The following is a 23,589-nucleotide window of genomic DNA, read 5'->3' as shown; positions in this document are numbered from 1 at the left end:
AGAGTAAATCCAATGACGACGCCGCTGCGTCGCGTCGCGACCTCGCTGTACGAGCGGCTCCTAGCACACGGTATCGAGGCGACGCCGAGTCACGTCGCCGTCATCCAAGACGGCAACCGCCGCTACGCCCGCGAGCAGGGCGACGACGAGACGCAAGGCCACCACGCGGGCGCCGAGACGACCGAGTCCGTGCTCCGGTGGTGTCGCGACCTCGGGGTCGAGGAACTCACCCTGTACGCGTTCTCGACGGAGAACTTCGAGCGACCGGACGAGGAACTCGAATCGCTGTTTGACCTCATCGAGACGAAGCTGTACGAGTTCGCCGACAGCGACGAGATTCACGCCGACGAGGTGCGGATTCGCGCCATCGGCGAGATGGAGGAACTGCCGCCGCGGGTGCGTGAAGCCGTCCGGTACGCCCACGACCGCACCGCCAGCTACGACGGCCTGCAGTTGAACATCGCCCTCGCGTACGGCGGCCGCGCGGAACTGCTCGGAGCCGCCCGCGAGGTCGCACGCGACGTGCAGGCGGGCGCGCTTGCGACCGAGGACATCGACGCCGCGGAGCTCAACCGACGGCTCACCACCCAGCCGACCCGCGACGTGGACCTCATCATCCGGACGGGCGGCGACGAGCGCACCTCGAACTTCCTGCCGTGGCACGCCAACGGCAACGAGGCGGCCGTCTTCTTCTGTACCCCGTTCTGGCCGGAGTTTCGCCGCATCGACTTCCTGCGCGCGATTCGCACCTACGAGTCTCGGGAGGCCTCGTGGCGGACGACGCGAACGCAGCGCGCCCGGACGCTCGTGGAGTCGCTGCGCGACAGCGAGCTTCGGGAAGCGAACCGGGTCCTCCGGGTCGGAGACCAAGAGGACCCAGAGCTCGACGTTGACACAGACGTAGAGCCGACCGCCGACTGACAGCGTCCATCGCCCGCCGCGTCGGGTCCGTCGGTCGCTCAGCGTCGGGTGCACGTACCGCAGAATCTCGGTGCGTACACGTCACACTGCTCGGGGGCGACTCGGCGACGCTCCGGTCTGTCCGGACGGACGGAAACAATTTCAGTCTCGGACGCGGTTATTCAACGAATGAGTGATGTGGCCGATGATCGGGTCTATTACGTCATCAGCGACCTCCACATCGGCGGCGACGAACAGCTGGAGGAGATCGAATTTCGCGAGGAGCTGCTGGGGTTTTTACGACGGCTAGAGGACACCGATGAGAACGCCGAGCTGGTGATTAACGGCGACGCGTTCGGGCTGTGGGAGTTCACGACTGTCGACGGAATCGAGAAGTTCGACACACTGGAGGAGACGTATCCGACGTTGTTCGAGCAGTTCCGTCGGACGGGAACGAACGTCCAGATTACGCTGATTCCGGGCAACCACGATCACGAACTGGCTGCGTACGATGAGTACGTCGAACGGTTCGGTGAGTACAACGTCGACCTCGTCCAAGACGAGTCGATTTCGCGGCGCGTCGGCACGCAGGCGATTCACTTCGAGCACGGTCACCAGCAGGACCCCAACAATCAGATTGATGACTGGGGGAATCCGCACGCGACGCCGCTCGGATATTTCTACAATACGCTTATCACCAGCCGTGCCGGCCAACTTTCCGACCGCGGGAAGTACAACTGGCTGCGGGATGTCCAGACGGTCACGCCCACCGAGCGAATGCCGATCTGGCTGTTCTCGAAGTACTTCTATCGCGAGATGAACCCACTCATTCGGTACTCGCTCGTGCCGTTTCTGCTGCTGTTTAATGTGAGTGCCGTCTTGGCAGTGCTCGCCGCCCTTGATTTGACGGGCGTCTGGTCGATGCCAGTTACACAGGCCAGCGAATTTCTCGGACAGTTCGGATGGACCGGGACTGCGATTTGGTCCCTGTTCGTCGTTAACGTGGCAGTTACCGGCCTTCTGCTACTAGTCGGTGTTCCGTTGTACTTCCTCCGCAGGGACGTTCGCAAGACCATCAGTCGGTTTGGCGTTTTCGAGACCGCACTGACTGTTGACACTGAGACGCCGTACGAGGAGGCCGCCCGCGAGGTCTTCGCCGAACAACCGGAGACGACGGTGTTTTGCTATGGTCACACCCACCGACCGTCGATTCGGGAGGTCGATGGAGGGCTGCTGGTCAACACCGGTACGTGGCTCAAGCGACTCCACCGACGTGATGGGATAATCGGTCTTCTGCCACCGGTCTTCTATCCGTCGTACCAGCTGACGGCAGTCCGCATCGCCAGCGAATCCGAGGGCGTCTCCGTCGAGTATCAGACGATAACAAAGCCGAGTCCGGCAGCCGAAGAGCTGACGCTCACTGAACGTCTCCTGACCATCGGTCGAGAGCCAGATTTTGCCGTCCCCGACCGACACGTCGTGGAAACAGAGACGCAAGAGCGCTAGGCCCAGCGCGACCGGCAGCGTCGGAAAATCGTCGCACGCATCCGTCGACTCCAACGGAGATGAGCAACACGCCGGGGCGAGCTACCGGCCAAACCAGAGCCAGATTCGCACCCGCATCTGGCAGGGTTCGGGCTAGCGCCCGAACCTCCGCTGGCGGTCCTGATACTCTCGGAGCGCACGCAGATACTCCCGTTTCCGGAAATCACGCCAGTTCACGTCGGTGAAGTAAAGCTCCGAGTACACCGACTGCCAAATCATGAAATCAGAGAGCCGTTCGGCCCCGGTCTTGATGAGCAGGTCGGGGGCCTCGGGAAACAGCAGTCGGTCCTCGATGGTCCCCTCGTCGATATCTTCGGGCGCGAGGTCGCCGGCTTCGACGGCCTCCGCAACACCCCGAACCGCCGTTGCGAACTCCTCGCGACCGCCGAGACCGATTGCGACCTGCACGGGCGTGTCGGCCGGCGTGTCGTCGTCTGGGCCGCGAATCGCCATCTCGCGGGGCGTGTCGAGCGATTCGAGTGACGTGCGGAGGGTCGGAATCGCGTCGGCGTCGAGCACGCTGACCGAGACGGTGACGCGGGCAGCCCCGTAGTCGAACGCCCACGTGAACAGGTCGGTGAGCGTGTCGTACGCGCCGGGCTCCAGCAGGTCCCGTTCCGTGATGACGAGCGCGATCTGCTCGGGCAGCGGCGCGTCCGCGAGTCTGAGCCGCGCCGAGAGATACCGGTCGTACAGTCCCACGGCCGTACTCCCGCGTCGGGTGGCGTAAGTCTCGTGGTCTCCCACCAGGATTTTGACCCAGAGCGGGCAAACGTCGAGTATGCTTGATGACCTGCTCGGCCGCACGAAGCTGAAAGAACGCATCGAGGAACTCGAAGAGCAGGTCCACCACCTCGAACGCGAGCGCGACGCCGAAAGCGAACGCCGCAGCGACGCCGTCGCCGCCAAACAGGAGGCAGAGCGCGAACTGAATCGCCTGCGCGACCGCATCGCCGACCTCGAGGGGCGCGTCGAGGAGCGCGACGACGACGAACGGGAGTTTCGCCGGACGGAGACGCTCACCGGCGACCGCCGCGACGATGTACTCGCGCGGCTCCAGAGCCTCGAGACGGGACCGGAAGGCGCATTCACCGCCGTCGTGACGAACGAACACGACCTGCCCGAGCAGGTTCGCGCGCAGTTCGGCGACCGCGCGACGCTCGTCGCGCGCGCCGCTCCGTGTGTCGTCTACGCCGACGACGCCGACCTCGTGAGCGTCGCGCTTCGGCCGGCACTCGTCCCCGACGAGCGCGTCGCGTGGGCCGATTCGTTCGACGTGGACGAGTCGTGGTTCCGGCCGACCGGTCAGTTCGCGTTCGCGCTCGTTCGCGCTGACGTGTTCGCGCTCGGCGTGTACGAAGCCAGCGAGCGCGTCTCGCTGACCGGCTTCACGACGGACGTGAAATCCGACCACTCGAAGGGCGGCTTCTCACAGGGCCGGTTCGAGCGCATCCGCGACGGACAGATTCGCGACCACGTCAGCCGGTGTCGCGACGCGATTGCCGACGCCGACGCCGATCGGCTCTACGTCGCCGGCGAGTCGACGCTGTTGGGCGAGTTCGACGCCGACGCGACTGCGAGCGTCGACGCGACGGGCGACCCGGAGGCGGCACTCGACAGCGCCGTCCGTGACTTCTGGAGCACGCGGCTGTTCGCGCTGTGAGCGATAGCGGGATTTTTGTCCGCCGCTCCGGTCTGTAACCGCATGACACGACGGATTGCGGTACTCGCACACGGCGGCTTTCCCGACGGCGCGAAGACGGCTACCGGTATCCTCCGGTACGCCGACGCCGAGGTGGTCGCCGTGCTCGACCGCGACATCGCAGCCGACGACCCGGACGCCCGCGTCACGGATTATCTCCCGGACGTGACAGACGCGCCAATCGTCGCCAACAGCTCCGAATCTCCCGACTTCGATGCGCTCGTCATCGGTATCGCGCCCATCGGCGGCAGCTTCGACGAGACGTGGCGCGGTGACGTGACTCACGCCATCGAGTCCGGCGCTGACGTGGTGTCCGGACTACATTACTTCCTCGCCGACGACCCGGAGTTCGCCCGCCTCGCCGGCGAACACGACGTGGAGCTGCGGGACGTGCGCCGCCCGCCAGAGGATTTGACCGTCGCGGAGGGTGTCGCTCGCGACCTCGACGCCGAGATAATCACGACCGTCGGCACGGACTGCTCGACGGGAAAGATGACGACCACGCGGGAGCTGTACGAGGCGGCCCTCGACCGCGGCGTCGACGCCGGCTTCATCCCCACTGGACAGACCGGTATCGTCATCGAGGGCTGGGGAATTCCCGTCGACCGAACGGTGAGTGATTTCACCGCCGGCGCGGTCGAGCGCATGGTGCGCGAGCGCAGCGACCACGACTACCTCTTCGTGGAGGGGCAAGGTAGTATCATCCATCCGGCGTACTCGCCGGTGACGCTCGGCATCCTCCACGGGTCGATGCCCGACTCGCTCGTGTTGTGCCACGAGGCCGGCCGGGAGGCGATTCACGGCTACGAGGACTTCGAGATACCGAACCCTGGCTACGTCGCCGAACTGTACGAGTCGCTCGCGGAGTCGGTCGCACCCACGGAGGTCGTCGCCGGCGCACTCAACACCGCCCACCTCGACGAGACGGAGGCGAGCGACGCGAAGACGCGATACCAGTCACAGCTCACCGCCCCCGTGACGGACCCGATTCGCGACGGCGTGGGCGAACTTCTGGAGGCCGTGCTGTGAACGCCAGCTTCGAGCGCGTCTCGATGGCGCTTGCCGAGCCGTTCGAAATCGCCCGTGGCGTCCAGACGGAAAGCGAGAACGTCGTCGTCGAACTCACCCACGAGGGAGAGACGGGCGTCGGTGCGGCCGCACCGTCGACCCACTACGGCGAGACGGCTGCCACGGTCGAGGCGGTGTTGCCCCGGCTGTTCGACGTACTGCCAGGGGACCCACACGACATCGACGCCGCACACGCGGCGATGGACCGAGCCGTCCGGGACAATCCAGCGGCGAAGGCGGCAGTCGACATCGCGATGCACGACCTCGCCGCGAAGCGACACGACCTGCCTCTGTACCGGCATCTCGGGCTCGACCCGAGTTCGACGCCGACCTCCTCGTTCACGGTCGGACTCGCGTCGACAGCAGAGATGGCACGGAAGGCCGAGGCAGCGAGCGACGCCGGCCACGACGTGTTGAAGCTGAAGCTCGGCACGGACCGCGACCGCGAAATCGTCGAGACGCTCCGCGAGGCGGCTCCAGACGTGCGGCTCCGAGTCGACGCGAACGAGGCGTGGACGCCCAAGCAGGCGGTTCGGCTGTGTCGCGAACTGGACGGACTCGTCGAGTTCGTCGAACAGCCGGTCCCGGCCGAGAACCCAGAGGGGATGAGACGGGTGACCGAGCAGTCCCCGGTTCCGATTGCCGCCGACGAGTCGCTCGTCGACCCCTCGGATGTGCCCGCAGTCGCCGGTATCGCCGATATCGCGAACGTGAAGCTGATGAAATGCGGGGGGATTCGTCCGGCCGTCGAGACGCTCCACGCCGCCCGCGCACACGGACTGGAGACGATGCTCGGCTGCATGATCGAGTCGAACGCTGCTATCGCGGCGGGCGTCCAGCTCTCTCCGCTGCTCGATTACGCCGACCTCGACGGCTCGCTCCTGCTCGCCGAGGGGGCCGACCCGTTCGCCGGCCCGCCGGTCCCGTCGCTGGACCCGACTGGCGTCGTCGGCACAGGCGCGCGCCGGAACTGATTTTTACCGGTCGTCGGTGTCACCCGTATGGGCCACTACGAGAAGCTCGAACGGATGTATCTCTCCTCGCCGACCAGCGAAGACTACGACGCCGATATTTCGATTAGCGAGGGAGAAGCGACCGTGACCGTCCCGGTACAGGAAAAGCAGTTCCACGCCGCCGGCGGCGTCCACGGCTCGGTCTACTTCAAGCTGCTCGACGACGCGGCCTTCTTCGCCGTGAACTCACTCATCGAGGACGTGTTCGTGTTGACGACCAACTTCAACATCCACCTGACGCGGCCCGTCTCGGAGGGCGAGATTCGCGCCGAGGGGCGGGTCGTCAACGAGAATCCGCGTCAACTCATCGGCGAGGCGGTCGCGTACGACGACGACGGCAACCAGGTTGCCCGCGGGTCGGGGACGTTCGCGAAGTCGAACTCGGAGTTGCGACCAGAGATCGGCTACGAGTGAGCAGTCGACTGCGAAGGGCGTAGAGTCGCCGCGGGCGGGTTGCGCGCGTCGAACGGCTCAACGACGGTCGGTCGCCGGGTAAGACAACGGCTGTGAGCGGGCGAGCGTCTCTAAACGCTTATACGGCGCGTCCGGCTTCACGAACACATGAGCGACGTGACGGTCACGCTTCCCGACGGCTCCGAGCTGACGGTGCCCGAGGGGTCGAGTGTCGAGGACGTAGCATACGAGATCGGCCCCGGACTCGGGGCCGACACGGTGGCGGGTGTCATCAACGGTGACCTCGCCGACAGACACGACGAGGTCGAAGACGGCGACCGACTCGTCATCGTCACCGACCAGAGCGACGAGTATCGACAGGTGTTGCGCCACTCGGCGGCCCACGTCTTCGCGCAGGCCCTCCAGCGGCTCCATCCCGAGGCGAAACTCACCATCGGGCCGCCGACCGACGACGGCTTCTACTACGACGTGACGAACGTCGACCTCGACGAGGACGGCCTGGAGGAAATCGAAGCCGAGATGGAGGAGATCATCGAGGCCGACTACGACATCGAGCGCGTCGAGCGCTCTCGCGAGGACGCGCTCGCGACCTTCGAGGACAACGAGTACAAACGCGAGATTCTCACCGAGGAGGCCGCGGGCGAAGAGACGGTCTCCTTCTACGTGCAGGACGACTGGGAGGACCTCTGTCAGGGACCACACATCGAGTCGACGGGCGAAATCGGCGCGGTGAAGCTGCTCAACGTCTCCTCGTCGTACTGGCGGGGCGACGAGGACAACGACACCCTCACGCGGGTCCACGGGACGGCCTTCGAGTCGGAAGCCGACTTGGAGGAGTTCATCCAGATGCGCGAGGAAGCCGAAGAGCGCGACCACCGGAAGATCGGCTCGGAGATGGACCTGTTTTCGATTCCGGACCACTCGCCCGGCTGTGTCCACTTCCACCCCCCGGGGATGGCGATTCGCCGCGAGCTCGAGGAGTACATCCGCGGCAAAAACGACGAACTCGGCTACGAGGAGGTGTGGACGCCCGAACTCAACAAAGCGGAGCTGTGGAAGCCGACGGGCCACTACGAGAACTTCACCGAGAACGGCGAGATGTTCAACTGGGAGCAGGACGACACCGAGTACGGCCTGAAGCCGATGAACTGCGCGAACCACGCGCACATCTACGACGACACCACCCACTCCTATCGTGACCTCCCGATTCGGCTCTCGGAGTTCGGCACCTGCTACCGCAACGAACAGTCGGGCGAGCTGTCGGGGCTGCTCCGCGTGCGTGGGTTCACGCAGGACGACGGCCACGCGTTCATCCGCACGGACCAAATCGAAGGCGAAATTCGCGACGCGCTCCGCATCGTTCAGACCATCTACGGCGACTTCGGCTTCGACATCAGCTACAAGCTGGAGACCCGCGGCGAGGGAGCCGTCGGCAGCGAGGACGTGTGGAACAACGCGACGGACGCGCTGAAGGCCGCGATGGAGACGGAGAGTCTCGACTACGACATCGAGGACGGCGAGGCCGCCTTCTACGGGCCGAAAATCGGTATCGACGTGCACGACGCCATCGGGCGCGAGTGGACCGTCGGCACCATCCAGCTCGATTTCAACATCCCCCGCGAACTCGACTTGACGTACGTCGGCGAGGACAACGACGAACACCACCCGGTGATGGTGCACCGGGCGCTGCTCGGCTCCTTCGAGCGGTTCATGGGCGTGTTAATCGAGCACTTCAAGGGGAACTTCCCGACGTGGCTCGCACCCGAGCAGGTCCGGATTCTCCCCATCTCGGAGGACCAGCTCGGCTACGCCCACCGCGTGAAGAACGAACTCGGCGACCACCGCGTCGAAGTGGACGACCACGACTGGACCATCGGCCGGAAGATTCGCGCCGCCCACGACGACCGCGTGCCGTACATGCTCATCGTCGGGGGCGACGAGGCCGAGGCCGGCACTGTCTCGGTGCGCGACCGCTTCGAGAACGAGCGCGACGACGTGGCGACCGACGACTTTGCCGCCCACCTCGAGACCGAAATCGAGTCGCGGACCATCGAGCCGGACTTCATCGGGGAGTAACACGCTCGATACCCCTTTGTTTGGGAATATAGCACGAGTGTGAATATTTGATAACGTTTAACTTCCGAATACTGCCACGTCCGTGTACATGGCAGAGACGCCAGACGCCGACGGAACCGACTACACACTGAATCGCCGTAGCCTGCTGGCCGCCGCGGGGGGGCTTGCGGCCGCGAGCGCGACGGGCGGTGTCGCGAGCGCGACCCAGCCGTCGAACACGGTGACGCTCATCCACGACACCCACTTCCACGGGCGCTTCGAGGACGCGGGTGACGCAGAGCTGAATCTTCAACGGTACTTCGCGGTCGCGGACCAACTGCGAAGCGAGTACGACAACGCCGCCTTCATCGGCAACGGCGACGACCTCGCGCCCTCGCTGCTCGGCCTGGAGTACGAGGGAAGCCACATGATTGAGGCGCTCAACTACATGCAGCCTGCGGCCGTCGGCGCTGGCAACCACGAGTTCGACTTCGGCATCGAGGTCGCCCAAGAGCGGTTCCAGACCTCGGAGTTCCCGTGGGTCATCGCGAATCTGCTCACCCCCGACGGCGAGCCGGTGCCGGGCACTCAGCGGTGGACGACGTTCGAGACCGGCAGCGCGACGGTCGGCGTCTTCGGGCTCGGCACCGAGAGCTTCCACACCATTACCTCCTACCCGGACGACTGGCAGGTGCTCGACAACGTGGCGGCCGCCCGCGAGGCCGTCGCCGCACTCGAGGGCGACGTGGACTTCATCATCTGTGCGAGTCACATCTCGACGGGCGCACAGGAGCGCGTCGCCAACAACGTCGACGGACTCGACGCCATCGTCGGCTCACACTCCGGTGTCGTCTTCGACGCACCCAAGACGTTCAACGGGACGACAGTCGCGGAGTTCGGCGACGAGTTCGGCCACCTCGGTCGGCTCACCTTCGACCTCGAGACGGGCGAGTTGAGCGAGTGGGAGCGGCTCGACTTCTACAACTCCGCGGCGCTCGGGGACGGCGACAGCCCGCCGGGCGGCGACAGCGAGAACCACGTCCCGCGTGACGTACAGGAGATTGCGGGCGACGAGGAGCTCGCGAGCATGGCGCAAGCGTACACCGCGGAACTCGAAGAGCAGCTCGGCCAGCCCATCGTCGAGAGCGAGGTGGAGCTGAACGCGACGTACGACAACTACGCCGTCGAGACCGGTCTCGGCAACCTCATCACGGACCTGATGCGCGAGGTGGGTGACTTCGAACCGGGAATCGACGTGGCGGTCCAGAACGCCGGCGGCATCCGGTCGAACACGATGTACGGACCGGGGGCAATTACGGGCATCAACGTGATGGACATCCTCCCGTTCCCGAACGAAATCGAGGTGTACGAGCTGTCGGGCGCGAAGCTCCGCGAGTACATCGAGGGGTCGGTCCGGCCGATGCCGGGCGACTTCGGCTCACAGCCCGCGATTCAGGTGTCGGGCATCAGCTACGAGTGGTGGGGCCACGACGGCGAGACGAACGTCGAGAACGTCTTCGTCGGCGGCGAGCCGCTCGACGAGTCGGAGACGTATCTCGTCTCCACGAACGACTACGTGGCCGGCCGCAGCGTCATCGGCGAGGGCGAACGCATCCTCAGTTCCGGGCAGTTCCAAGGGCCGTTCATGATCGACCAGCTCGAAGGCCGCGACACCATCTCACCGACCCGCGGACACCGTATGATTCGCGTCGACGAGACGGTCGACCCCGCGACCGTCGAGGGCGACGGCGAGACGATTACGCTGACCGCCTCGCTCCCGACCGAGGCGTCTGAGGGCTTCACGCTCGACACCTACCGCGTCGTCCCGCGCACTGGCGAGTCGGTCACTCCCGAGAGCGCGAGCGCGAGCGACGGCATGGTGACCGCGACGTTCGACGCGGCGGAACTCACCGAGCTCGCCTCCATGGACGACCCGACCCTGCGGCTCGTCGGCGGCTTCGACCCGGACGAAGAGCACTACGGCTACACGAACGACGAGGGCGGCCTCGTCGAGCTACCGCCGTCGAGCGGCTACAGCTACCACCAGCTGAAAGCCAGCGTCGACGCCGAGACTGTGCTCGCGGCGACGGCCACGGCCACGCCGACGGAAACCGAGACCGAGACGAGCGGGACCGAGACGAGCGGGAGCCAGCCCGGATTCGGTGCGACCGCCGCAGTCGGCGGTGCCGCCGGCGGAGCGTATCTCTACGACCGGCTGAGCGACGACGAGACCGAAGGATAGGTTACGCCTCGGGGTCGTCAAGCGTCCCGAGCTGCTGGGACAGGACGAGCTGGTCGATGGTGACGACGAGCGTCACGCCGGTGATGATACCGGTGGTGAGACCCTCGAACATCGTCTCGACGGGGTCGGAGCCGGACATCACCGCACCGAGCGGCGAGGGGTCGAGCGTGCCGACGAGGAGTAAGAAGGCAAACAGACAGACGGCGAGTAGGCCGGCGACTGCCCACCGGTTCCCGGCGAGCAGGAGCCAGCGGCGCAGCCGCGTCTGTCCGTCGGTTCGGGCCGTCCCGTTCGAGGCCGCGGTCACGTGAGTCCGTTCGGAAGCGGGCGCGAAAAAGCGGGGTGGCCCGGCGTCAGTCGTCGGTGCCCCGGAGGATGAACGGGCCAATCGAGAGGGTGTGTTTCGTCACCGTCGCGATGCGGAGCACGTACGACAGCAGGATGGCGAAGGGGACAAGTCCGATCGTCGCGCCGAGCGCGAAGACGAATACCAGCCCGTCGAAGCCGAACACGGTAGCCTCGAAGGTCGCGACGTTGAAGTACGCCACTATGAACAGCGAGACGACGAGGGCTGGAATCGCGGCCGTGAGAATCGTCCGCGACAGCGCCGTGAGTTCCCACTGGAAGTAGAGCGTCTTGAAGTGTTCACGCGCGGGACCGAACAGCGTCAGCGTGCGCCGCAGCGAGTCGAGTTGGTCGCCGAACTCGGCGTCGATACGCTGCGTCTCGTACACCTTCCACGAGTAGTTGAAGTCCAGTGCCCCCGACACCACGTCGAACTCACCGAAGGAGGCCCCGTCTAAGTCCTCGGCGACGGAGTCCGCGTTGCCGATGATGCTCTCGGTGAGCGACTCGATTGCTTCGCCCGCCTCGCCGTCGGGCGCGTTCTCGCGGAGCGCTTCGGCCTGTTCGCCGGCCATGCGGACGAACGAGCCGAGAAACTGCGCGGGCTGGGCGGGCGCGACGGTGGTATCGAGCACGTCGGCGGCGTCGCGGTGGAAGGTGACGGCACCGTCCATCCGGTCGCGCTGGTCGCCGACAGCACCCAGCTCCTGTGACAAGACGAGCTGGTTCAGCGTCAACACGAGCGTCACACCGGTGATAGTGGCCGTGAGCAGCCCTTGAAACATCGTGTCGACGGAGTCGGTCTCGCGGAGCGTCACCTCCGCGCCCGGATACGCTCCACCGGCGACGAGCAGCGTCAGAAACACCGACAACAGCAGGACGACGGCGACGACCCGACGGTCGGCGTTCATCACCAGCCACAGTCGCCACTTCCCCTCGTCTGCACATTCGCGAAGCGTGTCGTCCGGTCGGTTCTCCTCGTCTATACCGCGACTCCAGCCGCCGAGAAAAAAGCCCGCCTAGTTCGATTCGTCGTCCTGAAGCTCAGCGAGTTCGGTCTCCACGTCAGGGTCCGACGATTCCGTCGCGTCGAGGTCCTCCAGCGTGTCGTCTTCGGCGTCCGTCGTCTCGGCCGTCGACTCGCTTTCCGTCTCCACGCCCTCCTGCTGGCGGAGCGTATCGAGTTCGGACTCGATTTCGGCGTCCGCACGCCCGCTGTCGAGTTCCTTCTCGATGTCCGAGCGGTCGTCCATCGCGTTCTCCAGCGCGCCGGAGCCTTCGAGTTCGTCCATCGCCTCTGCGCGAGCCTCCATGTCCTGGGTCTGTTCGCGCGCTCGCTCGATGGAGCGAGACACGTCTTCCATCTCGTCGCCCGCGCCGGTCATCGCCTCCGAGACGCGCGTGCTGGCCTCCGCGGCCTCGTAGCGCGCCTTCATCGTCTCCTTTTCGGTCTTGAACTGCTCGATCTGCTGTTGAAGCTCGTCCTTCTTTGAGACGAGATTGTCCTGCGTCTGTTGGAGGTCGGCGATCTGCGTCTCCAGGTCCTCGATTTGGCTCATCTTGCTCTTCTTTTTCTCCAGTGCGCGCCGCGCGAGGTCCTCGCGGTCCTGGCGGACGGCCTCACGCGCCTGCTCGTTGTGTTTCTCGACGTTCTCTTCGAGTCGGCGCTTCTGGATTTCGAGTCGTTTTTTCTGTGTCGTCAGGTCGGCGATACCCTGTTTCACGTCCTGCAGCTCGTCGCGCATCTGCTCGTAGGAGTAATCGAGCTGTTCGCTGGGGTCTTCCGCGCTCGAGATGAGCGTGTTGAGCTTCGACCGGATGACGTACGACGCTCGCGAGAGGATTCCCATACTACCCCTATGTGTCCGACGACTAAAATCCTCAGCACCGACCGTTACGACCGCCAGTAGGAGGAGGTGAGCAACACGAGCACGGGGATAATCTCTAATCGCCCGATCCACATGAGAAACGTCATGAGTAGTTTCGAAGGTACCGGGAAGAACTCGTAGAACCCCATCGGTCCGAGCCGACCGAAGCCCGGTCCGACGTTACCGACGGTGGAGGCGGCAGCGGCGATCCCCTCGAATGCGCTCAAATCCAGGCCGACGCGCGCCGCATCAAGCATTAACAGCGCCGCGCCGAAGCCGAAACAGAGCATGTAGACGAGGGTGAACGCCTGAATGCCACGGACCGCGCGCTCGTCGATTGCGTTCCCGCCGAGCCGGACGGGCGAAACAGCCTCGGGATGGATGGATGTGAACAGCTCTCGTTTGACGCTCTTGATGATGACAATCCATCGGACGATCTTGATACCCCCACCGGTCGAGCCGGCCGAGCCGCCGATGAACATCGCAAACAAGAGGAGATACTTCAGCGGCTGTGACCACGCGTTGAAGTCGATGCTCGCGTAGCCGGTCGTCGTCACCATCGCGAGCGTCTGGAAGACGGCGTGGCGCAGCGACGCCTCGATATCGCCGGCGATGCCGGAGTAGAAGTCGAGGGCACCCGGCCCAACGTCCGCACCACCGGTGAACAGCAGGGTCGCAAGCACTACCGAGAACACCCCAACGATACCCGAGTAGGCGCGGAACTCGATATCGTCCAGTAGTGCGCGCGGCTCACCGGAGAGGAGCCGCCACGTCAACGCGAAATTCACACCCGCTGCGAACATGAACGGGATGATGAGCCACTGGACTGCCGCGGAGAACGCCTCGATAGACCGCGCCTCTGGCGAGAACCCGCCGGTCGGCATGGTCGTCAGCCCGTGGGCGACGGCGTTGTAGGCGGCCGCGGCGTGGTCGGTGCCGGCCACGAGGTTGTCCATCGCGGGCGCAAGCCCGACGAGGTGAAAGACGAAGAGTAGGACGATTTCGAGGGCGGTAATGCCGGCGTAGACGAGCCAGAGGACGCGGGCGGTCTCAGCGATACGGGGCGTGAGCTTCTCGATGCCGGGACCAGGGGCCTCGGCGTCCATCAGCTGGGCACCGCCGACGGAGAGCTCAGGGAGGATGGCGATAGCGAGCACGACGATACCCATCCCGCCGAGCCACTGGGTGAGCTGTCGCCACAGCAACAGCGCGTGAGAGTGTTGCTCGAAGGAGATGTTCCCCATGACGGTCGCCCCGGTCGTCGTGAAGCCGGACATCGACTCGAACAGCGCGTTCACCGGCTGGGCGAGCGTGCTATCGGTTCCCATCCCGGCGATGAGATACGGGAGGGTGCCGACGACGGCGACGGCCAGCCACGTGAGCGCGACCATGAGCAGCGCCTCGCGCGCCCCGAGATCGGGGTCGGGGTCGAGCTGTTCGAGGGCAAATCCGAGGAGGAAAGTCGCGACGACGGCGACGGCGAACGTGAGGATGTCGTCGCCGTAGAGGAGAGCGACGACGAGGGGGACACACAGCGGGACGGCGAGGTACTTGAGAACCCGACCGGTCAGGGCGACACTCGTCCGCCACTCGACGCGGATGCCCCCACCGGAGCCGAGACTCAGGAGTGACACGGCGAGTCAAACTTGCGGCGAGAGCAAGAATCCATCGTCTCTCACAAGACGCCGGTGACGGCGTCGATGGCGCTCGCGCTGGCAAACACGACGACGTGGTCGCCGGCCGCAAGCATCGTGTCGCCCCGAGGCGTGATGAGGGTCTCTTCGCGCGTGATTGCACCGAAGACAACATCATCGGGGAGCTCACCGGCGAGTGCACGGATCGTGCACCCGACCGCATCGCTGTCTTCGTCGACTTCGAACTCGAGCACCTCCGCGCGGTTTCCTTCGATGAGTGCAACGTTCTCGGCACGACGACCGCGGGTGAACCGAGTGATCTCACCCGCCGTCGCTTCGCGTGGAGAGACCGCCACGTCGACTCCGACGGCTTCGAAGATGTCCGCAAACTGGACGGTGTCGACGACCGCGATGGTGCGGTCGACACCGAGCTGTTCGGCGAGGAGACACGCGAGGAGGTTCTGTTGGTCGTTCTCCAGCGTCGAGATGAGTACGTCGGCGGTCCCGACGTGCTCACGGTCGAGGAACTCGCGGTCGGTCGCGTCGTTTTGCATCACGGTCGTCTTCGGAAGCTTCTCAGCGAGCCAGCGCGCGCGGTCTGGGTCGTGTTCCACAAAGCGCGGCGAGAAGCCGCGAGCCTCGAGCAGCTTCGCCGTCTGGTAGCCGACCTCGCTTCCGCCGACGATGACGATGTCTTTCGGGCCCGACTGTTCGGGCGCGATGGCGGCGCTGAACGCGCGGGTCGACTCCGGACTCCCGATGACGATGACGTCGTCGTCGGCCTCGATGCGTGTCTCTCCCCGCGGGATGATGATGGAATCGCCACGGAGAATCGCCGCGAAGGTGAGCGAGTCGAACCGGTCTGCCTCCTCGACGGTTTGGCCCGCGACGGGGCTTTCGGCCGGAATCTCGAACTCGGCCATCTGGACGGCACCGTCGGCAAAGGTGTCGACGTCTTGTGCGGTGGCGAGCCCGATGACCCCGGTGATGGTCTCGGCGGCGAGCAGATCGGTACACACCATGAAATCCGCGCCGAAGACGCGGGAGCCGCGCTCCCACGTACGGAGGTACTGCGGGCTCTTCACGCGGGCGATAGTGAACACGTCGTCGAAGACGCTCGCCGTCCCACAGGTGACGATGTTCGTCCGGTCATCGTTCGTCGAGGCGATGAGCATGTCCGTCTCCTCGATGCCCGCTTCCTCGAGCGTCTCGACGTCGCTCCCGTCGCCCTCGACCCCGAGCACGTCTTCGCCGTAGCTGATCGACTCGACCTGTCCACCGTCGATATCGACGACCGTGACCTCGTGGTCGCTGGACAGATCGGCAGCGATACTGGAACCGACCTCCCCCGCTCCGACGACGATTACGCGCATCTGTCCGGACCTCTCATTACTTCCCACTCGCCCGCCCGCGGTAAGTGGATTTTCATCCGAGAACGGGAGACCACCGGATTTGTCGGGACCACAGACAAATTATATAAGAGTGTGGGCTAACTACGTTAGGTACAGTCGGACAGTCAGGCGTCGTGTCGAGTTGTCCCCCCCGACGCGTCGATACGACACGCGGCGTTCCGGCTCGGGGTCAGGGTCCGAGTCGACTACGACCGCTGTGTGTCGTCGCTACCACCCCTCAGTCTCGACCGGGCCCAATGACACGAATCTCAAAAGGGCAGGACAGAACAGACGCACAGACGGACGACGTCGACCCGGAGAACCTCGTTCGTACGGCCAACGGCGAGTTGATGGACGAAGAGACTGGTCTCATCGTCGACGAGGACAACATCGACCACGGACCGGAGTGGCGCGCGTTCTCCCATCAAGAGCAACAACAGAAGTCCCGCGTCGGCGCGCCGACGACGCGCACGATGCACGACAAGGGGCTGACCACGAACATCGACTGGCAGAACAAAGACGCCTCGGGCCACACGCTCTCACAGGAGAAGCGCAGCCAGATGCAGCGGCTCCGAACGTGGCAAGAGCGAATCCGAACCCAGGAGAGCGGCGAGCGGAATCTCCAGTTCGCGCTGAGCGAAATCGACCGCATGGCGAGCGCCCTCGGCGTCCCGCGGTCGATTCGCGAGGTCGCCTCGGTCATCTACCGGCAGGCGCTCGACCGCGACCTCATCCGTGGCCGGTCCATCGAAGGCGTGGCGACGGCGTCGCTGCACGCCGCGTGCCGACAGGAATCGATTCCCCGCTCGCTCGACGACATCACGGAAGTCTCACGCGTCGAACGGCGGGAAATCGGCCGGACCTACCGGTACATCTCACAGGAATTGGAGCTGGCGTTAGAGCCGGTCGACCCCAAGTCGTATCTCCCACAGCTCGCGAGCAAGCTCGAGACCAGCGACGAGGTCCAACAGGAAGCGGCCCGAATCGTCGAGAAGACGACGGAGCTTGGACTCCACTCCGGCAAGTCACCGTCCGGGTACGCGGCCGCCGCGCTGTATGCCGCCTCGCGTATCGTCGGCCCGAAGCTGACACAGCGTGCAGTCGCCGACGTGGCAGACGTGACCGTCGTGACGATTCGCAACCGGTATCAGGAGCAGATGGACGCGCTCGACGTGAGTATCACCCACTGATCTCCCCGACGCTTCTGTAGTCGTCGCGAGGGAGCCGCCCCGCAGTATTAAGACGTATCCGATAGTTCAGCGAGATAGCCGGACGGCGAATCGACGGCTGTGTCAGAGACAGTCCGACCACGTCGTCACGGCCCACACCCCGCGAGTGCGGCGGTCGTTGCGGCTCGCACCTCGATGTGGGCTGGACGCCGGCGGTCGCGGGACGGCCGCTGGACACGCGACCGGTTTTTATGACGGTGACTCAGTGCTGTCGAGCACTGCGGCCGTAGTACCAGCGGCGAGCACAGCGAGGCTACATGCCGTCGCGACTGGACTACCCGCAGACAGCGAAACGCCGAGTCCGATAGTCCCAGTCGCGATGGCGACGAACGAGAGTGGCCCGACGGGCCACCGGTTCGTCGTGTCGGGCCACTCGGTGTCGCGTGCCATACTCGCGTGAGGAGACAGCGACGGCTACTAAAACAGTGGGTGGCGTTTCAGGCTCCGAACCGGGGAGGAGACAGCGCGGTCAGTGACGGCCGAATCGGAAAGAGCGTCTGAGGGTCAGGAGCCGCCGCCGAACATCTGGCGCATCATCGGGTGCATCTCCATCATCTGCTCTTCGGCGATCTCCTCGTACAGCTTGTACGTGATGGAGACGGTGAGCAGCAGTCCCGTGCCGGAGACGTTACCGATGGTCCCGAGCATGTTTGCCATCACGGCGAGTGCGCCGACGAGCGCACCGCCGATGACGGTGACCTGCGGGATGTAGCGCTCGAGCACCTTCTCGATGACGCCAGGCGACTGCCGGAAGCCGGGAATCTGCATCCCCGAGTTCTGAATCTGTTGGGCGGTCGCCTCCGGCCCCATGCCGGTGGTCTCCACCCAGAAGATGGCGAATATCGCGCCGCCGATGACCATGAACGTCAGGTCGATACTGATACGCAGGAACACCTGCCACAGCTCAACCGGCAGGTCGGTGATGAAGAACATCCAGTCCTTGTAGTTGTAGATGGGCGCGACGTAGTAGAAGAACCCATCAATCGCCTGGCCGTTGGAGTTGAAGTCCCCGAGCCAGGCCGGCATTCCGTCTCCCATCTGAGAGTGGATGATGCGACCGAGGAACTGCAGGTTCGTCTGGAGCGCGCGGACGAGAATCATCGGCAGGACGGACGCGTAGATGAGCTTCACCGGGAAGCGACCGCGTGCGCCCTTGACTCGCGCGTGCGAGAGCGGAATCTCGACGCGGACGGACTCGGCGTAGACGACAACGACGAAGATGAACACCGTCGTGAACAGGAATAGCAGCTGCCCCTGTTCGAGGAGGAGTCCCTGTAGTCCAGCGCCGCCGAGTACCGACCCGAGGTTCGCGTTGGTGAAGATTATCTGATACCAGCCGAAGAGGAAGCCGCTCTGGCCGGTGATGTCGGGAACGCCGAAGAAGCCACCGACGAGTCGCTGGCTGATGCCGGCGATGATGAACAGCCCGACACCGGAGCCGACGCCCCACTTCGAGATGACCTCGTCCATGAACAGGATGAGGAGACCGCCGACGAAGATCTGGGCGAACATCAGCCACTTGACGCCGCCGGTGCCGATGTTGAGACTGTTCGCGACGGCGTCGCTGGCCGGCAGGAAGTTGCCGGCGAACACCATCGGCAGCCCGGTCAGACAGATCATCACGACCACCAGCAGCTTCTGGAGGCCCTGATACAACACCTGGTCGCGCGGGTCGTTCGTGTCCAGCCCGAGCAGGTTCGCACCGCCAAGCAGCTGCAGGACGATGGATGCCGTGACGATCGGGCCGATACCCAACTGCAGGATGGTTCCCTGTCCACCCGCGAGGATGGAGCGGAACTGACCGAACGCGTCTGAACCCTGTCCCGCGAGGCCGTAGACGTAGACGTTCGTCAGGAAGAAATACAAGACGAGTACGCCTGCTGTCCAGCCGAGCTTCCGGCGGAACGGCACGTGGCCCTCTGGCCGGGTGACGCCGGGCATTCGCGTGAGCAGCGGTTCTGCGGTCTCCTTCCAGCCCATCTTACTCTCCTTGCTCGTCGTCGTCGGCTTCCTCGGCTTCTTCGAGCAGTTCCTCGCCGAGTTCCGTCAGGACGGCCTCACCGCCCGCGGCGTCGAGGGCGGTCTCGGCGTCGTCCGAGAAGGCGTCAGCGGTGACGGTGAGTGCCGTGTGACACTGCCCGCCGCCGAGCACCTTCACGCGGTCGATGTCGTTGCGCCCTTCGACGACCTCGCGGGCGTCGACGGCGTAGCCGTCGTCGGTCTCCTCTGCGACACCGTCCTCTGCGAGCAGCACGATATCCTCGTCCAGTTCGCGGAGGTTGATGGTCTCGACGACACGGTCCGTCTTCTGGGGCCGCTTGAAGCCGTGCTTCTGTCGCGGGGGATACAGGTTCTTCTCGTGTTTCTTGCGACCGGCGCGACCGCGACCGCCGCGGTGGCCTGCGCCGCGTCGCTTCTTGTGCGAGCCGCCGCCGTGCGTGCGCGAACCACGCTGTCGTCGTTTCTTACTCGTCATTATCGCATCGCCTCCAGGAGTGAATCGAGCGCCTCGGTCTCCTGTTTACCGAGCATTCCACCTTCCTTGCCGGGGTGTTTGATGCCGTCGTGACCGCCGCGTGGCGGGTGGAGTCGGAGCGTCGGGGAAAGCCCCTGCTCTTTGAGCGTCGTCTCCTCCTCGAAGAGGGCCGACGCGAGCGCGTCGATATCGTCGTACTCCGTGTTCGCTTCGACCCAGTCATCGTCGATGTCGGCGTCGCCTTCTGCAGGCTCGGCGCGCTTCGCGATGAGCAGGGCGACCGTGTCCTCGGACGGGGTCCCGTGTGCGACCCAGTCGTTCACCTTGGTAATCATGCCGCGGTAAGTGTCCGTCTCGGGGACGAACGTCAGGTGGTTCACCTTGTGCAGGTTCAGCATCGAGAGCGTGTCTCGAACTGCGTGGCTCTGGTTCACCTCGCCGCGGATTTGCACGATTGCTTCCATTACTCGATCACCTCACGCTTCTCGAAGGCTCGCTGTGGGACGCGGGCCTCGCTGGTCGCGCGAAGGGCGTTGAACGTCGCCTTCGCGAAGTTGACCGTCGTCCGGGTGTTCCCGGACGAGCGGGTCCAGATGTCCTCGATACCGGCGAGGTCGAGCACGTGGCGGACGGTCTCACCGCCCGCGAGTCCGAGCCCGCGCGGTGCGGGACGGAGTTCGACCTCGACGGAACCGGCCTTGCCGGTCGTGCGCAGCGCGACGGTGTGGGGACGCCCACAGCCACACTCCCACGACCCGCAGCCGCGCGACACGTCGATGACGTTCAGCTTGGCCACCTCGATGGCCTTCTGGATTGCGCCGCCGACCTGCTCGTCGCGGCCCTCGGCGTAGCCGACGAAGCCGTCGCGGTTCCCCACGACGACGACACACCGGAACTTCACCCGGCGGCCGGAGTCGGTCATTCGCTGGACCATGTTGATATCGAGCACCTCGTCGTCCATCCCCGGGAGGAGCTGGTCGACGATCTCGGGCTCCTTCAGCGGGAGTCCGCTGTTCAGGGCCGCCCGCATGTCGGTGATCTCGCCCTCTACGACCTTGTTTCCGAGCCGCGTTCGCGGCTCCCAGCCTCTATCGCTCATTCTAGTAGTTCCTCACGGAGTTCGTCGAAGTGCTCGGGCAGTTCGGTGGCGTCGAAGTCGCCGCTGTAGAGACCGCCCTCCTGCTCGGCGTAGTCGGCGATGTGGGTACCGCGCGTGCGGTCCCACTCGGCGAACACGTCGTCGTTGTGGGGAATCTCCAGTCCGGCGTCGATCGCGCCCTCCTGCACCGCGAACACCTTGTTACCGGGCGTCGCCGTGTTGAGGCCGATATCGAGCACCGCCTCCTCGACGCCCGCCTCGACGGCGCGCGTACCGAGCAGGAGCCCGGTGAGGTACGCCGCCGGCAGATTGCCGGTGGGTGCCTCCCAGCCGTACTCGTCGAGGTCCTCGGAACTCGCCTCGACGACCGTTTCGTCACCGTTCTGTCCTCGCGTAACCAGCTGCGCCGTGGTGTGCTGGTTGCTCTTGCGAGCGACCAGCCGGGGTTTCCCGGATTTCAGCAGGCGCAACCTCTGATGGTAATTCGTTCGTGCCTCGCGGCGACGCCGCATCGGCACTTTGTATCGTGGTCCGGTTGCCATTGTTAGTAGTTGTTCTCGATGTATCGTTCGAGGTCGGCGACGGAGTCGAACTCACCACCGGACGCCATGTCGTAGACGTCGCGGTAGGTGGAACGGTCGATGTCGCCGTCCTCGCGGAGCTGTTTGAGTGTGGAACGCTGGGCGCGGATCTTCGACTGCCACGCCTCCTTCTTGTTCTGTCGACCGCCGGCCTTCCCTTTGCGGGAGCCGGCTCCCTTCTTGTGCCCGTACGCGCGCTTTGCCGCGCGCTCGCGGGCACGACCGCGCGAGTTGGACTTGGCGTCCTCTGCGCGAATCGCTCCCTCGTCGATGAGGTCACGGACATCCTCGCGGGTAATCGCGTCGGCGAGGTCCTCCTGTCGCCCGGGGTCGAGCCAGATGCGGTTCTTGCCGACATCAAGGATGTCGGCGGCGAGTCGCTTCTGTGCGGTAAGGTCACTCATTCACTTCCACCTCCTCGTAGGTCGGGTTGAGAACGCGGATTTCGCGTTCTTCCGCCACGTCCTCGATGTTCTCGCGCTTGCGACCGCCGACCGTCGAGCCGATGCGGACGGCCTGCGTGTCGCCGTCGACGCCCTCGAGGTCGTCCACGTTGTGGACGTGGACCTCCTCGAAGCCCGACGGGTGCAGTCCGCGCGCCTCGACCGGCGAGCGGAAGCCGGCTTCGACCTTCTGTCCCTTCCCCTTGATTCCACGGCGCTGCTTCGACAGCGCGCCGCGGGGCTTGCGCCACGAGGTCGGGGTGCGCTTTTTCTTGTGGTAGTCCTGTCGGTTGAACTGCGGCGTGGAGACGCGGCTCCGCTCGCCGAGCAGTCGTTCGGTCTCCTCGTCGAGCTCGGGCGTCTTGTCCGCGTGCCCGCGTGCGACGAGTTCCGTCTCGACGGTCCGTTCCTCTTCGTCCGGCTCGGAGTCGCTCTCGTCTTCGACCTCCGCCTCGGTCTCCTCTTCGACTTCGAGACCGCCGACGTCGGCCTTGATTCGGGCCGCGAGGGCGTTTCCGATACCGTCGACGTCGGCAAGCTCGGACTGCGAGGCGCGTCGCACGTCCTCGACAGTCTCGAAGCCCGCGCCCTCGAGGGCCGCGGCCTTCGCGTTGCCGACACCGGAGATGTCTGTCAGCTCTTGTGGTTCGTCGTCTGCCATCAGGCGTTACCTCGTTCCGGTTCGCTGGTGATGTACACGCCGTCCTGGAAGACGCGGGTGTCCTTCCCAGAGACGCGTGTTCGCTGTTCGATATCGGCGGCCGTCTGACCGACGTCCTCGATGCTGGGCCCGGAGATGGTGAGCTCCTCACCGTCGACGGAGACCTGCGTGTCACCGTGGATGGGGACACGCCGCGGCTCTCGCTCGCCGATGAAGTTCTCGATGACGACGGTCTCGTCCTGCACGGAGACCTGCATCGGGAAGTGAGAGTAGAAGACCTCCATCTCGTACTCCCAGCCGTCGGTAACGCCCTGAACCATGTTCCGGACGTGGCTCTCGAACGTGCCGACGGTGGCGTTCGTCTTGGCGTCCGACTCTTCGGACGCGATGACGACGTCGCCGTCTTCGATGTCGACGCTGATGTTCGGATACCAGAGCCGGCGCGTGACGGAGCCGTTCGGTCCCTCGACGATCACGTCGAGATGATCGATGCTCGCGGTCACGTCGTCCGGCACGGCGATGGTGCGTTCAGTAGACATATGCAATCACCTGTCCGCCGATGCCCTGTTCGCGGGCCTCGTAGTGGCTCATCACGCCGTGGCTCGTCGTGACGACGAGCGTCCCGTAGTCGCGAGCGGGGAGGAACCGTTTTTCCCACTTCTCGTAGTCGTCCGCGGTCACGGAGTAGCGCGGCTTCACCGCGCCACAGGCGTTGATGGAGCCTTTCAGTTCGACCTCGAACCGGCCGGCCTTCCCGTCGTCAACGAACTGGAAGGTGTCGACGTACCCGCGGTCTGCGAGCACTTCGAGCACGGAGCCGATTTCGTTCGAGGCGGGCTCTACTGTGTGGTCGAGATGGCCGACGCCTTCCGCGTTGTCGATGCCCGAAAGCGCGGCGGCCAGTGGATCGTTTGCTGTCATGG

The 23,589-nt window shown here is 65.0% G+C and carries 25 protein-coding genes; 9 read left to right on the top strand and 16 right to left on the bottom strand.

What is annotated here, in order from left to right; translation table 11 throughout:
* Positions 1 to 12 precede the first annotated feature (12 nt).
* Together uppS and DMP03_RS07190 are read left to right on the top strand one after the other, a co-directional pair.
* Complete coding sequence (gene uppS / locus DMP03_RS07195; RefSeq protein WP_152120011.1) at positions 13 to 921, top strand: polyprenyl diphosphate synthase; 909 nt, start codon at positions 13 to 15, stop codon at positions 919 to 921.
* 168 nt (positions 922 to 1,089) lie between these two features.
* Positions 1,090 to 2,406 carry a metallophosphoesterase gene (locus tag DMP03_RS07190; protein ID WP_152120010.1) on the top strand — a complete coding sequence of 439 codons (1,317 nt, stop codon included), beginning with the start codon at positions 1,090 to 1,092 and terminating at the stop codon, positions 2,404 to 2,406.
* A 132-nt stretch (positions 2,407 to 2,538) separates the two neighbouring features.
* Here DMP03_RS07190 and DMP03_RS07185 read toward each other — a convergent pair whose 3' ends face one another.
* Positions 2,539 to 3,147, bottom strand: a complete 609-nt coding sequence (locus tag DMP03_RS07185; protein ID WP_152120009.1) for an undecaprenyl diphosphate synthase family protein — start codon at positions 3,145 to 3,147, stop codon at positions 2,539 to 2,541.
* A gap of 79 nt (positions 3,148 to 3,226) precedes the next feature.
* Here DMP03_RS07185 and DMP03_RS07180 point away from each other — a divergent pair, with 79 nt between their 5' ends.
* The 6 genes from DMP03_RS07180 to DMP03_RS07155 all read left to right on the top strand — a co-directional run bounded on the left by DMP03_RS07180 (position 3,227) and on the right by DMP03_RS07155 (position 10,939).
* The gene (locus tag DMP03_RS07180; protein ID WP_152120008.1) at positions 3,227 to 4,108 is read left to right on the top strand and encodes a Vms1/Ankzf1 family peptidyl-tRNA hydrolase; all 882 of its coding nucleotides are present in this window, start codon (positions 3,227 to 3,229) and stop codon (positions 4,106 to 4,108) included.
* 42 nt (positions 4,109 to 4,150) lie between these two features.
* Positions 4,151 to 5,176, top strand: a complete 1,026-nt coding sequence (locus DMP03_RS07175; RefSeq protein WP_152120007.1) for a DUF1611 domain-containing protein — start codon at positions 4,151 to 4,153, stop codon at positions 5,174 to 5,176.
* 23 nt (positions 5,177 to 5,199) lie between these two features.
* A complete protein-coding gene (locus DMP03_RS07170) occupies positions 5,200 to 6,189 on the top strand; it encodes a dipeptide epimerase (protein ID WP_152120102.1) in 990 nt (329 codons plus the stop codon).
* A gap of 27 nt (positions 6,190 to 6,216) precedes the next feature.
* A complete protein-coding gene (locus DMP03_RS07165) occupies positions 6,217 to 6,642 on the top strand; it encodes a PaaI family thioesterase (RefSeq protein ID WP_225870717.1) in 426 nt (141 codons plus the stop codon).
* Between the two features lie 147 nt (positions 6,643 to 6,789).
* A complete protein-coding gene (thrS, locus tag DMP03_RS07160; RefSeq protein ID WP_152120006.1) occupies positions 6,790 to 8,718 on the top strand; it encodes a threonine--tRNA ligase in 1,929 nt (642 codons plus the stop codon).
* 88 nt (positions 8,719 to 8,806) lie between these two features.
* The gene (locus DMP03_RS07155) at positions 8,807 to 10,939 is read left to right on the top strand and encodes a bifunctional metallophosphatase/5'-nucleotidase (RefSeq protein ID WP_152120005.1); all 2,133 of its coding nucleotides are present in this window, start codon (positions 8,807 to 8,809) and stop codon (positions 10,937 to 10,939) included.
* Position 10,940: 1 nt separating this feature from the next.
* On the opposite strand, the gene DMP03_RS07150 is transcribed toward DMP03_RS07155, so the two are convergent.
* The 5 genes from DMP03_RS07150 to trkA form a co-directional block, all read right to left on the bottom strand.
* Complete coding sequence (locus DMP03_RS07150) at positions 10,941 to 11,246, bottom strand: hypothetical protein (protein WP_152120004.1); 306 nt, start codon at positions 11,244 to 11,246, stop codon at positions 10,941 to 10,943.
* Between the two features lie 46 nt (positions 11,247 to 11,292).
* Positions 11,293 to 12,195, bottom strand: coding sequence for a hypothetical protein (locus tag DMP03_RS07145; protein ID WP_225870718.1), 903 nt, complete (start codon positions 12,193 to 12,195; stop codon positions 11,293 to 11,295).
* 108 nt (positions 12,196 to 12,303) lie between these two features.
* Positions 12,304 to 13,134: a PspA/IM30 family protein gene (locus DMP03_RS07140; RefSeq protein ID WP_152120002.1), complete on the bottom strand. Its 831-nt coding sequence runs from the start codon at positions 13,132 to 13,134 to the stop codon at positions 12,304 to 12,306.
* A gap of 44 nt (positions 13,135 to 13,178) precedes the next feature.
* Complete coding sequence (locus tag DMP03_RS07135) at positions 13,179 to 14,777, bottom strand: TrkH family potassium uptake protein (RefSeq protein ID WP_197739306.1); 1,599 nt, start codon at positions 14,775 to 14,777, stop codon at positions 13,179 to 13,181.
* 50 nt (positions 14,778 to 14,827) lie between these two features.
* On the bottom strand, positions 14,828 to 16,159 hold the full coding sequence (gene trkA, locus DMP03_RS07130) for a Trk system potassium transporter TrkA (RefSeq protein WP_152120001.1): 1,332 nt from the start codon (positions 16,157 to 16,159) through the stop codon (positions 14,828 to 14,830).
* Between the two features lie 275 nt (positions 16,160 to 16,434).
* On the opposite strand from trkA, the gene DMP03_RS07125 reads away from it, so the two are divergent.
* A complete protein-coding gene (locus DMP03_RS07125) occupies positions 16,435 to 17,367 on the top strand; it encodes a transcription initiation factor IIB (RefSeq protein WP_152120000.1) in 933 nt (310 codons plus the stop codon).
* 228 nt (positions 17,368 to 17,595) lie between these two features.
* Here the strand turns inward: DMP03_RS07125 and DMP03_RS07120 are convergent, their stop codons facing one another.
* From DMP03_RS07120 to DMP03_RS07075, 10 genes are all read right to left on the bottom strand, one after another.
* A complete protein-coding gene (locus DMP03_RS07120; RefSeq protein WP_152119999.1) occupies positions 17,596 to 17,796 on the bottom strand; it encodes a hypothetical protein in 201 nt (66 codons plus the stop codon).
* Positions 17,797 to 17,910: 114 nt separating this feature from the next.
* Entirely contained in the window at positions 17,911 to 19,386 is a 1,476-nt protein-coding gene (secY, locus tag DMP03_RS07115) for a preprotein translocase subunit SecY (RefSeq protein WP_152119998.1), read from the bottom strand.
* Position 19,387: 1 nt separating this feature from the next.
* Positions 19,388 to 19,882 carry an uL15m family ribosomal protein gene (locus tag DMP03_RS07110; protein ID WP_152119997.1) on the bottom strand — a complete coding sequence of 165 codons (495 nt, stop codon included), beginning with the start codon at positions 19,880 to 19,882 and terminating at the stop codon, positions 19,388 to 19,390.
* Positions 19,882 to 20,346 carry a 50S ribosomal protein L30 gene (locus tag DMP03_RS07105; RefSeq protein ID WP_152119996.1) on the bottom strand — a complete coding sequence of 155 codons (465 nt, stop codon included), beginning with the start codon at positions 20,344 to 20,346 and terminating at the stop codon, positions 19,882 to 19,884. The genes DMP03_RS07110 and DMP03_RS07105 overlap by 1 nt, the downstream gene beginning before the upstream one ends.
* Positions 20,346 to 20,981: a 30S ribosomal protein S5 gene (locus DMP03_RS07100; protein ID WP_123123866.1), complete on the bottom strand. Its 636-nt coding sequence runs from the start codon at positions 20,979 to 20,981 to the stop codon at positions 20,346 to 20,348. Before DMP03_RS07100 ends, DMP03_RS07105 begins: the two co-directional genes overlap by 1 nt.
* A complete protein-coding gene (locus DMP03_RS07095; protein ID WP_152119995.1) occupies positions 20,978 to 21,523 on the bottom strand; it encodes a 50S ribosomal protein L18 in 546 nt (181 codons plus the stop codon). The genes DMP03_RS07100 and DMP03_RS07095 overlap by 4 nt, the downstream gene beginning before the upstream one ends.
* Positions 21,524 to 21,525: 2 nt before the next feature.
* Entirely contained in the window at positions 21,526 to 21,966 is a 441-nt protein-coding gene (locus DMP03_RS07090) for a 50S ribosomal protein L19e (protein WP_152119994.1), read from the bottom strand.
* The gene (locus DMP03_RS07085) at positions 21,959 to 22,666 is read right to left on the bottom strand and encodes a 50S ribosomal protein L32e (protein ID WP_152119993.1); all 708 of its coding nucleotides are present in this window, start codon (positions 22,664 to 22,666) and stop codon (positions 21,959 to 21,961) included. Before DMP03_RS07085 ends, DMP03_RS07090 begins: the two co-directional genes overlap by 8 nt.
* The gene (locus tag DMP03_RS07080) at positions 22,666 to 23,205 is read right to left on the bottom strand and encodes a 50S ribosomal protein L6 (protein WP_152119992.1); all 540 of its coding nucleotides are present in this window, start codon (positions 23,203 to 23,205) and stop codon (positions 22,666 to 22,668) included. The genes DMP03_RS07085 and DMP03_RS07080 overlap by 1 nt, the downstream gene beginning before the upstream one ends.
* Positions 23,195 to 23,587: a 30S ribosomal protein S8 gene (locus DMP03_RS07075; protein WP_152119991.1), complete on the bottom strand. Its 393-nt coding sequence runs from the start codon at positions 23,585 to 23,587 to the stop codon at positions 23,195 to 23,197. The genes DMP03_RS07080 and DMP03_RS07075 overlap by 11 nt, the downstream gene beginning before the upstream one ends.
* Positions 23,588 to 23,589: the final 2 nt, after the last annotated feature.

It is taken from the genome of Halosegnis rubeus (assembly GCF_009184545.1).
Lineage (GTDB): Archaea > Halobacteriota > Halobacteria > Halobacteriales > Haloarculaceae > Halosegnis > Halosegnis rubeus.
The sequence above is the reverse complement of the archived record's forward strand: the minus strand, read 5'-3'. Positions and strand labels throughout refer to the sequence as shown.

What these genes read in the sequence shown, in the direction of transcription:
- DMP03_RS07155 (WP_152120005.1), top strand. Translation starts at nt 8,807, where the DNA reads ATGGCAGAGACGCCAGACGCCGACGGAACCGACTACACACTGAATCGC.
- DMP03_RS07085 (WP_152119993.1), bottom strand. Translation starts at nt 22,666, where the DNA reads ATGGCAGACGACGAACCACAAGAGCTGACAGACATCTCCGGTGTCGGC.
- DMP03_RS07090 (WP_152119994.1), bottom strand. Translation starts at nt 21,966, where the DNA reads ATGAGTGACCTTACCGCACAGAAGCGACTCGCCGCCGACATCCTTGAT.
- secY (WP_152119998.1), bottom strand. Translation starts at nt 19,386, where the DNA reads ATGGGCTGGAAGGAGACCGCAGAACCGCTGCTCACGCGAATGCCCGGC.
- uppS (WP_152120011.1), top strand. Translation starts at nt 13, where the DNA reads ATGACGACGCCGCTGCGTCGCGTCGCGACCTCGCTGTACGAGCGGCTC.
- trkA (WP_152120001.1), bottom strand. Translation starts at nt 16,159, where the DNA reads ATGCGCGTAATCGTCGTCGGAGCGGGGGAGGTCGGTTCCAGTATCGCT.
- DMP03_RS07105 (WP_152119996.1), bottom strand. Translation starts at nt 20,346, where the DNA reads ATGGAAGCAATCGTGCAAATCCGCGGCGAGGTGAACCAGAGCCACGCA.
- DMP03_RS07080 (WP_152119992.1), bottom strand. Translation starts at nt 23,205, where the DNA reads ATGTCTACTGAACGCACCATCGCCGTGCCGGACGACGTGACCGCGAGC.
- DMP03_RS07075 (WP_152119991.1), bottom strand. Translation starts at nt 23,587, where the DNA reads ATGACAGCAAACGATCCACTGGCCGCCGCGCTTTCGGGCATCGACAAC.
- DMP03_RS07125 (WP_152120000.1), top strand. Translation starts at nt 16,435, where the DNA reads ATGACACGAATCTCAAAAGGGCAGGACAGAACAGACGCACAGACGGAC.
- DMP03_RS07110 (WP_152119997.1), bottom strand. Translation starts at nt 19,882, where the DNA reads ATGACGAGTAAGAAACGACGACAGCGTGGTTCGCGCACGCACGGCGGC.
- thrS (WP_152120006.1), top strand. Translation starts at nt 6,790, where the DNA reads ATGAGCGACGTGACGGTCACGCTTCCCGACGGCTCCGAGCTGACGGTG.
- DMP03_RS07175 (WP_152120007.1), top strand. Translation starts at nt 4,151, where the DNA reads ATGACACGACGGATTGCGGTACTCGCACACGGCGGCTTTCCCGACGGC.
- DMP03_RS07095 (WP_152119995.1), bottom strand. Translation starts at nt 21,523, where the DNA reads ATGGCAACCGGACCACGATACAAAGTGCCGATGCGGCGTCGCCGCGAG.
- DMP03_RS07120 (WP_152119999.1), bottom strand. Translation starts at nt 17,796, where the DNA reads ATGGCACGCGACACCGAGTGGCCCGACACGACGAACCGGTGGCCCGTC.
- DMP03_RS07180 (WP_152120008.1), top strand. Translation starts at nt 3,227, where the DNA reads ATGCTTGATGACCTGCTCGGCCGCACGAAGCTGAAAGAACGCATCGAG.
- DMP03_RS07190 (WP_152120010.1), top strand. Translation starts at nt 1,090, where the DNA reads ATGAGTGATGTGGCCGATGATCGGGTCTATTACGTCATCAGCGACCTC.
- DMP03_RS07170 (WP_152120102.1), top strand. Translation starts at nt 5,200, where the DNA reads ATGGCGCTTGCCGAGCCGTTCGAAATCGCCCGTGGCGTCCAGACGGAA.
- DMP03_RS07165 (WP_225870717.1), top strand. Translation starts at nt 6,217, where the DNA reads ATGGGCCACTACGAGAAGCTCGAACGGATGTATCTCTCCTCGCCGACC.
- DMP03_RS07140 (WP_152120002.1), bottom strand. Translation starts at nt 13,134, where the DNA reads ATGGGAATCCTCTCGCGAGCGTCGTACGTCATCCGGTCGAAGCTCAAC.
- DMP03_RS07145 (WP_225870718.1), bottom strand. Translation starts at nt 12,195, where the DNA reads ATGAACGCCGACCGTCGGGTCGTCGCCGTCGTCCTGCTGTTGTCGGTG.
- DMP03_RS07100 (WP_123123866.1), bottom strand. Translation starts at nt 20,981, where the DNA reads ATGAGCGATAGAGGCTGGGAGCCGCGAACGCGGCTCGGAAACAAGGTC.